General features: G+C 66.7%; 9 protein-coding genes. 2 read left to right on the plus strand and 7 right to left on the minus strand.

The window, feature by feature from the left end:
* The first annotated feature begins 137 nt into the window (after positions 1-137).
* Entirely contained in the window at positions 138-1,778 is a 1,641-nt protein-coding gene (locus ACIQUC_RS00770) for a glycosyltransferase family 61 protein (protein WP_402262137.1), read from the plus strand.
* 109 nt (positions 1,779-1,887) lie between these two features.
* On the opposite strand, the gene ACIQUC_RS00775 is transcribed toward ACIQUC_RS00770, so the two are convergent.
* Both ACIQUC_RS00775 and ACIQUC_RS00780 read right to left on the minus strand, forming a co-directional pair.
* Positions 1,888-4,509, minus strand: coding sequence for a CDP-glycerol glycerophosphotransferase family protein (locus ACIQUC_RS00775; protein WP_402262139.1), 2,622 nt, complete (start codon positions 4,507-4,509; stop codon positions 1,888-1,890).
* 124 nt (positions 4,510-4,633) lie between these two features.
* The gene (locus tag ACIQUC_RS00780) at positions 4,634-6,259 is read right to left on the minus strand and encodes an endonuclease/exonuclease/phosphatase family protein (RefSeq protein ID WP_402262142.1); all 1,626 of its coding nucleotides are present in this window, start codon (positions 6,257-6,259) and stop codon (positions 4,634-4,636) included.
* A gap of 133 nt (positions 6,260-6,392) precedes the next feature.
* On the opposite strand from ACIQUC_RS00780, the gene ACIQUC_RS00785 reads away from it, so the two are divergent.
* Positions 6,393-8,075: a glycosyltransferase family 2 protein gene (locus tag ACIQUC_RS00785; RefSeq protein ID WP_402262145.1), complete on the plus strand. Its 1,683-nt coding sequence runs from the start codon at positions 6,393-6,395 to the stop codon at positions 8,073-8,075.
* A 6-nt stretch (positions 8,076-8,081) separates the two neighbouring features.
* Here the strand turns inward: ACIQUC_RS00785 and ACIQUC_RS00790 are convergent, their stop codons facing one another.
* The 5 genes from ACIQUC_RS00790 to ACIQUC_RS00810 all read right to left on the minus strand — a co-directional run bounded on the left by ACIQUC_RS00790 (position 8,082) and on the right by ACIQUC_RS00810 (position 14,809).
* A complete protein-coding gene (locus ACIQUC_RS00790; RefSeq protein ID WP_402262148.1) occupies positions 8,082-9,134 on the minus strand; it encodes a glycosyltransferase in 1,053 nt (350 codons plus the stop codon).
* 22 nt (positions 9,135-9,156) lie between these two features.
* Positions 9,157-9,312: a hypothetical protein gene (locus tag ACIQUC_RS00795; RefSeq protein WP_022905388.1), complete on the minus strand. Its 156-nt coding sequence runs from the start codon at positions 9,310-9,312 to the stop codon at positions 9,157-9,159.
* 102 nt (positions 9,313-9,414) lie between these two features.
* Positions 9,415-12,015 (minus strand): glycosyltransferase, encoded by a 2,601-nt coding sequence (locus ACIQUC_RS00800; protein ID WP_402262151.1) that lies wholly within the window; start codon positions 12,013-12,015, stop codon positions 9,415-9,417.
* Positions 12,015-13,460 (minus strand): glycosyltransferase family 2 protein, encoded by a 1,446-nt coding sequence (locus ACIQUC_RS00805; RefSeq protein ID WP_402262153.1) that lies wholly within the window; start codon positions 13,458-13,460, stop codon positions 12,015-12,017. Before ACIQUC_RS00805 ends, ACIQUC_RS00800 begins: the two co-directional genes overlap by 1 nt.
* Positions 13,457-14,809, minus strand: a complete 1,353-nt coding sequence (locus ACIQUC_RS00810; protein WP_022905385.1) for a hypothetical protein — start codon at positions 14,807-14,809, stop codon at positions 13,457-13,459. Before ACIQUC_RS00810 ends, ACIQUC_RS00805 begins: the two co-directional genes overlap by 4 nt.
* Between the last annotated feature and the right edge of the window lie 28 nt (positions 14,810-14,837).

The raw sequence follows: 14,837 nt of genomic DNA on the forward strand, positions 1-14,837 counted from the left end.
TAACTGACACAGCTCGACGTTCGAAGCGGCCCTCCCGTCGCTGCGACGCGTCTCGCCGCGCTGCCGCCAAGGGCGCGATCGTGGCACGAGGCCGGTCGCTGGGCGCTTTCACGCGGAGCGACCCATACGATGACGGAGTGGCCCGCCTTGACTCACATCGATCACTGTCCAAGCTCACTGCCTTCGTGAAGCAACGATCTGCCGACCTGTCAGGTCCGATTGTGCTGATCTCGGACGCCGCTGAGCACCCGGCTGTGTCGCACCTGTCATCGGCCTTCCCCAGGCTGACCGTGCTCCTTCCAAAGACGACGGAGCGTGCTGGACTCCGAACCGTAAAAGTCGATTCGCCGGAAGATGCGTCGCTGGCACTGAGTGAGATCGGGGCGCCGCTGGCGGTTGTCGACGTTCGGGAGGCCTCCACAGGGGAGCGATCTGCGTGGTTCGAGTGGCTGTTCTTCCATGTCGCACCTGGCGGCTTGTACGTTGCTCCGAAGGGAGAAGAAGTCCGCTCCGCCTGGCTGGCAGCTGCTACTTCGACAGTGCAGCATCGCGGGCCTGCGCAACTAAAGGAGCTTGCAGCATCGATCGGGGACCCGGTCCCCGTCGGGAACTTTGTGGCAGTTCCGAAGGTGGAATCTCACATCTTCAAGCTGAAAGAGGAGAACACCAACCGGTATCTTCCTAAGCGCGAGGGTATTTCAAACTTTCGCACAATCTCTCAGATCGCTGGTGGGACATATTCGGCCACAACAACGATTCACGAGTACGGCGGAAAATCACTTCCTAGAAGTGGTTGGGAGTTCCAGGAGTCCTTCGTTCGTCACGTGAGGGGTCCCGTGCAAGTACTGTCCGATGGCCTTGCGGTGAAGGGCAACACTGCGCTGCCGTCATCTTTCCGCCACGCGCGCGCCCGTGACGTGAAGAACGATGCTCTCCGAAGCTTGAACCAGGAATTCGCGGTACTTAGGTCAGCGGTGACGCCGCGTTACCTCGAGGGTAGTTACTACGATCTGAGTTCTACGCTCACTGGGCACTTCGGGCATTTCGTCACGGAAACCGTGGCGAAGCTCTGGGGATGGCAAAATGCGAAGCGTTCGATGCCGGACCTCAAGGCTCTATACCGGACTCCAGCGACTGGTCGACAACCAGTATTGGAAAGAGCTGTATTCAATGCGTACGGCATCGCGGATGATGACATGGTTTTCGTCGACGATGACGTTGTGGTCGACAATTATGTCTGGAGTTCCTACCTTTGGCAGAATCTTTCCAACTATCACTTTCACCCGGCAATCTTGGCGACGTGGAGAAAGCTCAGAGAGAATCTTGTCGATCGTCAACAGAAAACGCCAGAACGCATCTTTATATCTCGATCGGACCGCAGCTCGGACAATAGGGCTTGCCGCAACGTGGAGGATCTCGAGAACCGGTTTGCTGACGCTGGCTACAGCATTGTGTATCCCGAGTTGCTCCCATTCGGCGAACAAGCCACTGTATTTGGAAACGCCAAGCACGTCGCTGGTCTTGCGGGTTCGGCCATGTTCAATATGCTGTTCGCTGAACAATTGGAGAAAGTGATTGTGCTTTCTCACAATTCTTACACCGCGCGAAATGAATTTCTCTACAGCATGGCGCTCGCGAACGAGCTGCACTACTTTTGGTCTCGTGCTGACCTGCAGCATGGAAAAAATGGCTTCTCAACGCAAGCTTTCCACTCATCCTGGGAATTTGATTTCAATCAGCACGGAGAAGCGCTGATGAAAGTCTTGGGTGATAGTTGACAGGGAGTTTGCGCCCGCAAACCTTTGTAGACGATGAGAAACGACTAGGCATCCCTCGTTAAGTTATCTGGCCGTCAAACTTCCAGTATTGGCCGGTGAACTTTGATGCTCATTCAGTCCGAGACCGAAGAGCTCGCATTGCTCGGTATACGCGCTCACTCGAGCCTTGGTCTCGAAATCCAAACGCTTCGCGTGCGAGATCCGCGTATCGAGACTCAACGGTAAATGAATTCCTTGCTGAGCGCGCAACGATGTCAACGAGGTCGTCACGTTCGTAAGCTACTTCACCGAAACCGTCATGATTATAGTCGAAATAACCACGCCTCCGCGGATTTTTGCCGCCCCAAAACTCGGCGCGGTCGAATTGATAATAGGCGACCGGAACTCCGACGAACGCTGCTTCGAATGCGATAGAGGAGTAATCGGTGATGACCATTGCGGCGCGAGCTATCACGCTCTGAATGTCGTCAGAAGCGAAGTCTAGAACCTCGACGCCCTTCGGAACCGCAAAATCCGATAGATACGGGCGCATGTGCGGATGCGGCATGAAGACGACGCGCACGCCCTGCGCAGCGGCTATCTCCGCTAGCGTCGGATCGTTTAGGAGGTCGGAGTATCGCTTTGCGTATTCGCTATCGAGGAAGTTGGCTACCTTGAGGCGTTCATTCGCGTTATTGACCCTCTCGCCAACAAGGTATTGACGCCAGGTTGGGATGATGACGATAAGATCAGCACTTTGGGCTTGCTCACGTTTGCGGAGGAGCTCATCATGCCGAGGGAACCCTGTCAACGCCACTTCACGCGCGGTGAACTTGTAGGGGCCGGTTCCAACAAACGACTCATGTTCAGGTTTCGTCACCGAGATCATCAGATCGAAGGGCTTGGTGTTCAGCCATCGGGAGAGATCATCCTGAGTTACTCCGTGCTGCAGGAACGTGAACTTGTAGCGCGGGTTGCCGTATCGTCGACGGTTCATTGGATGGGTGACGTAGTAGTCGGCATGTGACGACGCAAGGTGGTCGGCACTAAGCAAAAGCTGCTTCCATCGCCAGGACCCGTATTCGACGAGCTTGAAGCCCTCTTTCTTCAGGCGACGCCACGAATCACTGTTCTTCTCAAGGATGAACCAGGGGTTCGTATCGGGGTGCTCCTTCGCCAGGTGGCGGTAAAGGTGTTCAGCGTTATCGTTAGCCAGGTCATTTTTATCCATGAGCGCCCAGGCGTGTGCGAACCTGCGCCGAGTCCAGGGCAGCCGTAGGGAAGTCGCCAACGCCCAGTCGTGAGCCTTCGGCCGGGTCCAACGGCGGGCATGCCACCATTTGCGGATTGAGCGATGCGCGTACCGATTGAAGCGCTCGTCTGCGGGGTCAAAACGACTTGAGATGCTTCGACGTTTGTTCATCACCATGGATGAGATCGTCTTCTCGGCCAGCCCTTCGATGCCTGGCGCGGACTCGCCACGATTAATTGATTTCGCATCTCCATTCAGGCGGATGATCGTCCGGCGGCCGCGCGGTAGCCAAATGATTCGCCGGCGCATCAGAAGCTTGCCGTAAAAAGTGAAATCGTGGATCTTTTCGTACACCGGCTTCACTGCTGCTCCGTCCACGATGATCTGTTCGGAGGGTAGGTCCCCGTTGAACCAATAATCGAATCGCACAAGCTGCACGACCTCGTCCACGTCGGCAAACCGCACGTAGGAAGGCACGTACTTCTCGTCGTAGCCGAACTGGAACGCGAGGCGGATGACCCAATCAACATGCATGAAGTCGAATCCGCGGATTGCATCATGCGAGATGATTCGCAGAGTTTCTCGCATCAGTTCGTGGAACTCGGGAAGAGCATCCGCCGGCGCAGATGCACTCAACGAATGGATGGACAGCTGCTCCTTGAAGTACCAAAAGAGTTCATACAGTACGGTGTTCTCAAGCCATCGAGGCACCCCGCCGGCTGACGCCGCGCTCCGAAGAAGGTCGAGATAGCCGTAGCGAAGAATGCTGGTGTACTTGCCGCGATCCAGGTAGCTCGACCCCAGCAAGGACGAGTCATCCTCGCGGGTCCGGTAGTGGTATTTTGCTGATGCCATCAGGCCGAGCTCATGCGAGTTCGTGAGCAGAAGGTATCGGGCGATGTAATGCCCGTCTTCGAAGTGGGGACGTACGCGACCATCGAACCTGATTCCATACGCTTCGACAAGGTTTCGGCGGAAGAACGCCGAATTCACGCTGAGCTGGAAGATTGGTTCGACGCGAAGATCGGAAATTCGTGAGCCGCGTTCGAACTTCAGTCGATGCGGGTGAGTATCTGCAAGTTCCCCAGAAGGGAGAAGCCGCATCTGGTGCGCTGCGAGAAGATTGAGGGTCGACCTGTGCCCGTGGATTCGAATGAACTTTGCGACTTCTTCGAGATACGATCCTGCGAGCACGTCGTCCGGGTCTGTAAACGTTACCCATTCCCCGGTGGCCATCTCTAGACCAGCGTTTCGAGCGGCGGCGACCCATTGATTTTGCTGTGTCAGCACGACAACGTGCTCGCCCCGATGATCCCTGTATCCGTTCAGCAGCTCGAGGCTGCCGTCGGTTGATCCGTCGTCGACGAAGATCAGCTGCACTTGTGACATGTCGAAGGACTGTCGTTCAAGCGACTCGAAGAGCGCGGGCAGGTAGCGCTCGACGTTGTATACCGCGATGACGGCGCTGATCAGGTACGAGTGCTCGACAGTGTCGGTCAACAGGATCCCCTCGAGTAGGTGAGCGCAGTTCAGCGCCGACTTAGTTTACGCGGCTGAGAGGTCCCGCGGTCACCATTGCTGGGGCACTGGTCACAGGCGAGAAGCTTGACGGCGCGCCGAGCGATCACCGACCAGCGGGCAGCCTGACGGTCGTCCAGATCAGGTTGTGGTCGGAAGGCAGAACCGTGGTGGTCGGGTTCCAGACATTGGTGAAGTTCAGGCTGCCTTGGATTCCCCGCGTGAGGATGTAGTCGATCCGAAGCCCGTCCTGGTTCGGATCGCTCACCTGGGCGCTCGGCGCCTTGAAGCTGTTGTAGGTGGGCTTGTCGGTCCCCGCCCGCCGCAGTGAGGCTGAACTGTCGTAGAACCCAGCACGGACCAGTGTCGGCTGGGCGCCGTTCGTCTGATTCTCGGGGTAGCGGTGATCATTGAGATCGCCTCCGAGCACCACGGGGAGCCCTGTCAAGCTACTGTCGCTCGCGATGAGTCGGTCGAGCGCCGCGACGAGCTGGCCCGAGTTCTGGCCGAGGAGACCCTTCTTGGCAGCTGCGCCGTAGGAAGTGGAGGGGAGTGCGAAGTGCGCGGCGACGACTATGAACCGGCTGCTCGGCTGTGCCTTGATCGAGAACACCGCCCACGGGACGGAGGTCTCCTTCGCTGTCGACGCGGGGTAGGTCCGGTAGTCCTTCACACCGGTCAGGTAGCCCTGTCGCTGCAGCGAGACCTTCGCCGGATTGTAGAAGATCCGAGTTCCTGCCTCGGTGGCACCGTTCGGCGCAGCACCGGCGTTGGTGAGCTGGAGACCCGAGAGTCGAGCGTCGAGATCCTGATATGCCTCTGGATTCGACGCAGAACCGGACGGTCCGCTCGCTTCGAGAGTGGTCAGCACGTCCGGGGCGGCGGAGTTGATCACCGACGTGAGCGCGCCGACGCGCCCGGACCAAGGCTTCCCTCCCGACGGCTCACATCCCGAACACATGACGTTGTAGCTCGCAACACGGAGATCAGTGCCGGTGGTCGACGGACTCGTCGGTTTTGGCCAGGCGTGTACCTGCACGGACTTCCGGACGTAGGTCTTGTCGAAGTAGGTGTTCCGCGCCTGTAGCCGGACGTAGATCGGGTTGCCGTACGGGGTGGAGGTGAGATCTGACGCGCTCATCGGCACGTCGTACGTCAGCGTGCCCTTCTTCCCGAAGGCAGAGAACCACGAGCTGTAGTGCTCCTGCCACCTATCGGGCACTCGATTCTCGTTGGGACCAGCCGACCATCGCACCCGGTAGTCGCTCGCGTTCGATACCGCACTGAAGGAGACACGAACACCTGTCGCCGTCGCTGTCGCGCTCACCGAGCCGAACGTGCTGACAGACGATGGCTTGAGCTTGATCTGCGTCGTGGACGAGTAGCGCCCGGAGCCGGCAGCGTTCTTTGCGGCGACCACGAAGTAGTAGGTGGTTGCGGGGGTCAGAGTCCCGATCGAGAGGCTCGTGCCGGTCGAGTTTCCCCACACCGGCTTCGAGAAGTGGCTGTCTGTCGACCACTTCGCCGCGTAGGAGGTCGCGCCAGTGACCTTCGACCACTGCACCTTCACCGTGCGGTTCGTCCAGTCCTGGCTGACGATCTTGACGCCCGTGACCTGCCCGGGAACCGAAGCCGCTTCCGCTGCCGGAGCTCCGACGGTCCCCGCAAGGACCGCGGCGATCACGATGATGACCGCTGACCACGATCGACGACGTGCTTTGCTGGCCTGCACAGTGGCCCCCTTCGACACCGCGATGCTACGTCTTGCTCGCTCAACCAGCACGCCCCTTGTTCACGGGGCCGGAAGATCGCCGTCCGAGGCGTGACGATACTTGGGTCGGCTCACTGTTAGCGTCTCAACCGTCATGAGTGCAGCCCCTGAACGCAACAACGACGTCCGCTTGTCGGTCGTCGTCCCCGTGAAGAACAGCTCGCAGTGGCTCGAGGAGCTCTTGCAGAGTGTCGTCGCCCAGGCCATCCCGGGCGTCGAGGTACTGGTGGTCGACAACGGATCCATCGATCAGTCTGCGGAGCTCGCACGCCAGATCGCTCGCACTGAGACGGAGATCAGGATCGTCTCCTCGACGGCAACGAATGCGGCAGAGGCTCGTAGTGCCGGCCTGGCGGCAGCGCGGGGCGAGTACCTGGTCTTCGCTGACTCTGACGACATCGTCCCCGACGGCGCGTATCGAGTGATGCTGGACTCCCTCGAAGCGAGTGGCTCGGACATGGCGATTGGTGATCACCTCAAGTTCTCGCCGACAGAGACGTGGAGCCCAACGCACCGCTGGTACGCGTTCGACGAGCACTTGCAGGCGATCGCTCCGAGTACCGTCCCGCAACTGCTCTCCGGACGTCCGTGCTGGAACCGAATGTTCCGGCGGTCGTTCTGGGACCGCGCCGGTCTTCGGTTCCCGGAGATCGCGAGCGTCGAGGATATCGAGCCGATGACGCGGGCCTTCGTCGTCGCGGCGAGCATCGATGTCGTCCCCGAGTGCGTCTACCTTTACCGGGACCGCGGCGACGCATCCTCGTTGTCGCTCCGCGCTGACGCATCCGTCACCGTGCGGTACCTCGAACAGGAACTCGCCTGTGCTGCGCTGGTTCTCGACGAACCCTCGCTGCGCGCACAGCACGCCGAGATCGTGCTCGACGCGGACGGTTGGGCGCACCTTCACCGGTTCCTCGCGACTGACCCCGACGACGCATCGATCACAGACGTGGCTCAGGCCACTGCGGCACTGCTGTCGGCGGTTCCGCTCGATGCGCTCGCCACGGTGGCGCCACGCCGACGCATGCTCTGGGAGCTCGTGATCCACGACGAATGGGGTGCGGCGCGAGCGTTCGTGCTCGGCACCAGGATGACCTCGGAGCGCGACAGGATCGGTGGGTGGGTCGATGCGGTGCAGCGCCTGCGGGACTCGGATCCTGCAGCGGCCGGACAGCTCGCCGGCGACGGCCTCGTCCCGGCGCTCGTGAACGGCGCGGACGAGGTGGACCCCGGAGCGCTCGGTGAGCTGCTCACCGGCTTCGATGGTCTCGTGCTCGAGCCGACCGGTAACCCGATCTCTGACGCCATGATCGCCGCGCTCCGTTCGGGGCAGGCAGAGCGCGTGTCTCGGGTCTCGACACTGCGGCGGGTCGTCCCGCTCGTCGTCGCCAAGGCGGATGCGTCGACGGACGGCCTGACCGTCGGCGGTCCTGCCGACCTCCAGCAGGTCGGCGGGCGCGCGAGCCTGCACCTGTCCGGGCCGACGAACGAGGACGTGCCCATCGAGGTCGACTCCGATGCCGAGGGATGGTGCGCAGACCTCTCAGCGGCCGACGTCGGCCCGGGCCGCTACGCCGTGACGGCCTCATTCGACGGCGTGACCGGGCGGTTCCCGGTGGTCACGGCGCGCATGGCGCTGCCGCCGATCGCCGGATCGCTCCCGATGCAGCCCCTGGCGGACCGGAAGGACGGCTGGCGGTTCCTGGTCGATCGCCGGCCCGAGCAGCGCGGGGGGCTCGGCGGCTTCCTCGGCAAAGTGGCGCGCAAGCTCCGCTGACCGGGATCAGCTCGACACGACGTTGAGCAACTCCGAGTACTCCCTCGACCGCCCGAACGGCGCCAACCGGCGACTGAACTCGTCGGCCCCCACCGCCTCGCCCGCGGGTCCGGCGAGCACTCCGGCGAGGGACGCGGCCGCATCCCCAGCGTCGAACCACCGCACCCACCCTTCGTCCCCGAACTCGGCGCGGAGGTGCGGTTCATCGGGCAGGACGGACGGCACGCCGAACGACGCCGCGAGGTGCAGGCTCCCCGAGTTGAGGACGCGCCGGTACGGGAAGACGGCCACGTCGGCAGCCCGGAACCACCGCTGCACGTCGACGTCGCCGACGTGGTCGTGTTCGCGGACGGCTCGGAGGTCGTCGCCGAGCATGGTGTCGATCGACGCCCGGTCCGCGTCCGACGTCCGGCCCGCGAGCAGCAGGACCGGACGGTCCGCGGCCGGGACCCGGCGGACGGCGTCGACCAGCACGTCGAGGCCCTTGTACGGTCGCATCTGGCCGAAGGCGAGCACGGTCCGGTCCGAGTCGACCAGGCCGAGGGCCGCACGCGCCTCGGAGCGCGTGACCGATGCCGGGTAGACGCCCTGGTAGCTGGGGTGGGGGATGCGGACGATCCGGTCCGGGTCCAGCGTGTAGTGGTCAGCGACGGCGGCGGCGGTGTCCGCGTTCATCACGTGCACGACGTCGGCGGTGGCGGCGAGGTACCGGTCGAGCGTCACTTCCAGCTCGAGGTGCCGGGCGTCGTGGGGGAGGACGTTGTGGATCGTCCACACGAGCCGGGCGCCCCGGGCACGTGCCGCGTCGACGGCGGTGCGGAAGCGGTCGAGGCGTGCGCCGGCCGCAGCGAGGTCGTCGTCGGTCCGCTGCACGATCGGCGCGGTCCAGTGCATGTGGAACACGTCACCGGCGCCGAGGCGTCCGAGGTGCTGTTCGAGCTGCTCGAGGCGGGTGCTCTCGAGGACGTTCCAGCCGCGCGCCCGCGGCGCCAGCAGCATGAGGTTCAGGTACGGGTTGTCCCGGTAGGCCGGGAACACCGCGAGGGAGCGATCGGGCACCGCCCGATCCTACGGGGAGTCGTCAGTCCGCTGTGGCGACGATGTACTCGGCCTCGTGCAGGACCGAGCAGAACGCCAGCCCCTCGTGAGCGAGCGCGTCGCGCCTCCGGATGACGGCACCGCACACGGAGCACTTGGTCGTGAAGGTCGACCGCATGGCATCGGAGAGGAGCGACATGCAGACATCGTGCTCGGCCAACGTGAACAGACGGCGGCGTCTGGCTTGGAAGCCGGTGAACGTGCCCGCAGAAACGGCCCCAGAAAGGACGGATCCTCGGCTCTACAGCGCCCGGACCACCTGCTCCGCCCCGTCCCCCGCCGACACGACCACCGCGAAGTCCCCGTCCGCCACGACCTGCCCCGGCGCGGCCCAGACGACGTTCCGCGCGCCCGGCTGCGGCACGAACGACGCACCGGCGCGGCCGGACGCCGAGCCACCGCCGACCACGGTCACGGTCACCTCGTCGATCCCGCTGGACCCCCGGTACCAGGACGTCGGCATGTCGACCGCCGCGGTGTGGCCGGCGGCCTCCAGTGCGGCGACGAGCGCCGTGACGTCCGCCACGCGGGTCCCGTCGTGCTTGATCGCGACGCGGAGCCCGACCGCCCCCTCCTCGCGGACGACGACCGGCCGCGACGACCGGACGTGCACGTCGTGGCCCTTCGGCAGCCCGGGTTCGACGCCGAGGTACCGGAGGCCGGCGGTGTCGTACCGGTCGACGGCGTCGGCGGCCGGGTAGCGACCGCGCCAGCGCTCGTCGAAGATCCGGCGGTTGTCGACGCGGGCGTCGTCGCGGCCGGGTGTGCGGCTCTCGTGGTGGACGACGACGGACGCCGGCACGACGACGAAGGCCGATCCGGCAGGCGAGGACTCGATGGCCCGCAGGCACAGGTCGACGTCCTCGAGGCCGTTCGCGTACACGGGGTCGAACCCGTGCCAGCGGATCAGGTCGGCGGCTCGGAAGGCGGCCGCCGCGGCGGTGATCGCGGTGAACCGGGCGGGGGAGCCCGGGTCGCCGGCGGTCGCGCCGAAGGCTCGGGACGCGTCGTGGCGCGGGTGGTCGCCGAGGAAGTGCCAGGGCAGCACCTTGTCGCCGCCGAAGACGGTGCCGGCGGTCTGGACGACGCCGTCCGGGTAGACGAGGAGCGGCTGCGCGCCGAGGACGGCACGGTCCTCGAGCGCCGCGACGAGCGGGCGGAGCCACCCGGTGGTGACCTCGGTGTCGTTGTTGAGCATGACGACGGTGCCGCCGGCGGAACGGGCGAGGCCGAGGTCGCTGCCGAGCCCGAAGTTGCGGTTGCGGTCCTCGCGCTGCAGCACGACACGGGGCTCGTCGCGGAACCACGCGCCGAGGATCGCCGACACGGACCGCGGCGACCCGTTGTCGACGAGCACGACCTCGACCCGGTCGCCGTCGTGGTCGGCCGCGCCGAGCACGGTGTCGACGGCCCGACGGGTCATCGTCCAGTCGCGGAAGACGGGCACGACCACGGACACCAGGGCGGCGTCGCGGGTGGGCGCCGCCGCGGCGAGGGCGTCCCAGTCGATGCGGTGCCGCGCGAGCGCGACCTCCTGCCACGACGCGGGCTGCGCGGACGAGACCCGCCGCGGGTCGCGGACGTTGTCGTAGTCGACGCCGATCACAGGGACGTACGCGGGGACGCCGAAGCGCTTCCCGATGCGGAGCAGCCACTCCCAGTCGATCCACCGCCGGAGCGTCTCGTCGAAGGGGCCGACGGCGGCGGCGACGTCCCGGCGGACGACGAGGGCGTTGAGGTCGATGAAGTTCCCGGCGAACAGGTCGTCGAGGGTGCCGTCCTCGCCGCGGTACGTCTCGACCGGCGCGGTGGAGTCGTCGGCGTTGTTAGCGCCGATCATCCGCACGCCGGTGTGCACCCCGGGACCGTCCGTCTCGAGCAGCGCCGACACCGCGACGGCGAGGTGCACGGGCCGCCAGGTGTTGTCCGCGTCGAGGAACGCCACGAAGTCGCCGCGCACGGCGGCCAGCCCGGTGTTGCGTGCGGCACCGGCGCCGCCGTTCTCGCGCTCGATGAGGCGGATGCGCGGTTCATCGACCGCGGCCCGGCGCACGACGTCGACCGTGTCGTCACCCGACCCGTCGTCGACGAGCACGAGCTCCCACGCCGTGTGCTGCTGGGCACGCACGGACGCGATGGCCGCGCCGACGACGTCGGCCCGGCGGTGCACCGGCATCACGATGGAGACGAGCGGCTGCTCGGCCTCGCGGCGGGCGGCCCCGCGCGGGTACCGTGCGAGGACGTCGGCGGTCTCCGGTCCGTCCCACGTCGCCCGGTAGCGACGCCGGGTCCGGTGCTGGGCTGCGGCGAACTCGCGAGCCGCAACCATGGCCGACTCGCGGACGGCGGGCCAGGTGGGCGCGGGTCCGCGACGGCCTGGAGGCACGGGGAGCGTGGTCTCGTCGGTCGCGTTCCGCAGGAAGTGGCGGAGCGCATCGAGCGTGGACGCCGGTCGGTCGGCCGCCGGCAGCGACGCCGCGTACGCCGCGGCGTCGAAGAGCGGTCCGGTCTGGAAGAGCTCCGGCCCCTCCTGGTGCAGTGCGTCGTACCAGGACATCGCGGGCACCGGCTGGTGCTCGCGCATCCACTCGTGCTCCACGAGGGGACTGAGCGAGAGCCCGCGCTGCCCGTCGTTGTGCACGTAGAAGGCGATCGCCTCGTCGTCGGTTGCGAACGTGCGCCCGGTCTGGGCCTCGAGGTACGGGCGGTCGAGCACGCCGAACTCGCCGATGCGCCGCGCCCACCGGTCGAGCCGGTCCGTGACGGTCAGCGGCTTCTCGGGGCCCCGCAGCCCGCGTGCGAGTCGCCGGGTGATGCGTCCGATGCCGCTCCGGTCGGCCATCAGCGACGCCCCGGCAGCCGTGCGGCGACCTTGGCGATCGCCTGACCGGTGCGGAAGGACCGACTCGTGCGCAGGTCCTCGAGCTCCCGTCGGAGTCGCGCGACCTCGGTGGCCGTGCCGCGCGTACCGACCTCGGCGGCGGCGAGGTCGAGGGGGATCAGTGCCGCCCAGCGCCGCTCGAGGTGGGCCGAGGTGCCCTCGAGCGGGGCGAGCATGCTGTGCTCCACGCCCTCGCGGGCGCTCTCCAGCTCCTCCGGGCCCACCACGTCCGCGAACGGCCGGACGAGGGCGTCGACGCGGTCCGACCCGGCGCGGTACGACGCGGACGACCACGGCACGGACGCGGGGCCGGTCTCGACGACGACCCAGAAGGCGGCGCGGCGGTTCGCCGTGACGAGGTCGGCCGGTGTCGGGTCGACCAGCACCTGCACGGTGACGAGGTCGTCCGGGTCCGGGTCGTCGGTGGTGACCGTCCAGCCGTCCGTGGCCGGCGTGCCGGCGGGGAGCCGCGCCTCCAGGGCGAAGCCGTCCCCGAAGGCCGCGTCGATCCGCCGGGCCAGCCCCGCGGCGTCCTCGACGTGCCGCAGGTCGACCGCCAGCCGCGCGGCGGGTCCCGCGGGGACGAGCACGTCGGCGAACCGCTCGGTCGCCGTCGTGCCGTGCCGCTGGTAGGCGGCGACCGCGTCCGGCAGGAAGGGGTAGCGGCGCTCGAGCTCGCGCTGGTGGGCGGCGCGCAGCGCGGACCGGTTGCCGGCGAAGCTCTTCCCGCCGGCGTGCAGGACGAGTGCCCGGTTCGCGATCTTCGCGAGCCAGCCGTGCGCGGCGATGCGGAGGCAGTAGTCGTTCTCCTCGCCGTACCCGGGGGCGAACGCCTCGTCGAAGAGGCCGTGCTCGGTGACGAGCTCGCGCCGGGTCAGGAAGCAGAAGCCCATCGCGACCGGGAGCACCTGCGACGCCGGCAGCAGCGGTGCGATCGCGTCCCACACCGCGCGGGTCCGTGCCTCGGTCCGCGCCGCGCCGCGGTTCGTCAGCCGGTACGGGATGCTCGCGATCGTCGCGTTGTCGCTCCTGGCGGTCACCACGCCGGTGCGGTCCTCGTCGAGGACGGCGAGCATCGCGTCGAGGAAGCCGGCGGTCGGGACCGCGTCGCTGTTCAGCAGCAGGACCGCTTCGCCGTCGGCGCCCGTGTCGAGCTCGGTCACGGCGCGGTTGCAGGTCCCGACGAACCCGAGGTTGTGGTCGTTGCGTTCGTACCGGAAGCCGGGGCGGTCCGCGATGCGCCCGAGCAGGGCGGTCTCGATCGCGTCCGCGTCGGGGCCGCAGTCGTTGACGAGCAGCACGCGGTGGCGGTCCGTGTCGAGGTGCTCGACCAGCCCGTCCACGCAGCGGAGCAGGGACTCGAGATCGCCGTACACCGGGACGACGACGAGGGTGGTGCGGGTCATGCGGAGGGCTCCTCGAGGCTGGTGGCGAGTGCGTCGACGGCCGCGTCGAGCGGACCCCCGAGCGCGCCGTCGGCGAGCGGGACGGCACCCGTCGGCCCCTCGGCCGCCGCCCGCCGGACCGCGTCGGCGACGGCGAGCCCCAGGGACCGGGCGTCGGCGGGGACGGCCGTCAGGTTCGGGTGTAGGTGCGCACGGGTGTCCCGGAACTCGTTCGTGACGACGCGGGCCCCCGAGATCGCACCGTCGAACGGCGGGTGGCTCGGGTGCGGGCTGTGCTGGAGCGACAGCACGACGTTGGTGGACGCGATGAAGCGGAAGTAGTCGTCCCACGGCATCGTGCCGTGGCTGACGAGCTTCACGTCGCCGCGACCGCCGTCGAGCTCGACGTCGCCGTGCTGCTCGCCCGCCGAGTGGAACTCGACGCGCAGACCGTCGGCGGCGAGCTCCTGGACCGCCACCCGGAGCGCGGCGACGCCGAGTCGGAACAGGTTGCGGTGCTTGCTCGGACGACCGTAGAAGAGCACGCGCACGACGTCCTCGTGCCGGCGTGCCTCGGCGACGCGGTCGAGCAGCTCGAGGTCCAGGTGCGGCGCGAAGGTGCGCTCGCGCGGCACGTCGAGCGCCTCGACCTCGGCGAGGTACCGGCGCAGCGGCTCCGAGTTCACGAGCATCCGGAAGCCGGCGCGGTAGGTGGAGGCGGCGACGGCGTACTCCGTCGACCACGGGCTGAACCCGGGCTCGTAGTCCTGCACGAGGTAGACGACGCGCTCGCGGCCGATCACCCCGGCGGTGACCGCGACGTCGATCGGGTGCGCGGTCTTCCAGTGCGTGGCGATCCAGACGTCGTCGTCGCCGAACGTGGTGTCGAGGACGTCCTCGCGGCGGACCACCCGGACCCCCGGGCGGCCGTCGACGCGGGACTCCGGGAAGCGGTCGGCGACGAGGGCCTCGGCCGCGGCGGCGCTGTTGCCCGGCGTGGTCCAGCGGACCATCACCACGCGGACCGGTCGGCCGAGCCGTCCGCCGAGCGCGAGCGCCACGGCCAGTGCGGTCTGCACACCGGCGAAGGCAGCACCTTCGCGGAGCTCGTCGACCACGAGCACGACCTCGGGAGCACGGTCGGTCGTCCGGATGCCGGCGAGCGCGAGGCTCGTCTCCACCAGGCCCTCGAACGGGCGGGCGGTCAGCGGTGCACGGTCGCGCTCGCGCCGGGCCACCCCGACGTCCACGCGGGACACCGTCCGCCCGAGTCGCTCGCGGACGTCGTTCCGGTAGTGGCCGTCCCGGGCGTAGCGCTCGTTCACACGGACGAGGTCGCCGACGAGGCGTCGTGCCTTCTCGAAGTTCATCGACCCTCACGTTACTGGGCCACACGGC

The sequence above is a fragment of the Curtobacterium sp. NPDC098951 genome (assembly GCF_044759965.1).
In the GTDB taxonomy this organism is placed as follows: domain Bacteria; phylum Actinomycetota; class Actinomycetes; order Actinomycetales; family Microbacteriaceae; genus Curtobacterium.

Coding starts and splice junctions, on each gene's coding strand:
- ACIQUC_RS00785 (WP_402262145.1), top strand. CDS start 6,393: ATGAGTGCAGCCCCTGAACGCAACAACGACGTCCGCTTGTCGGTCGTC.
- ACIQUC_RS00795 (WP_022905388.1), bottom strand. CDS start 9,312: ATGTCGCTCCTCTCCGATGCCATGCGGTCGACCTTCACGACCAAGTGC.
- ACIQUC_RS00800 (WP_402262151.1), bottom strand. CDS start 12,015: ATGGCCGACCGGAGCGGCATCGGACGCATCACCCGGCGACTCGCACGC.
- ACIQUC_RS00805 (WP_402262153.1), bottom strand. CDS start 13,460: ATGACCCGCACCACCCTCGTCGTCGTCCCGGTGTACGGCGATCTCGAG.
- ACIQUC_RS00810 (WP_022905385.1), bottom strand. CDS start 14,809: ATGAACTTCGAGAAGGCACGACGCCTCGTCGGCGACCTCGTCCGTGTG.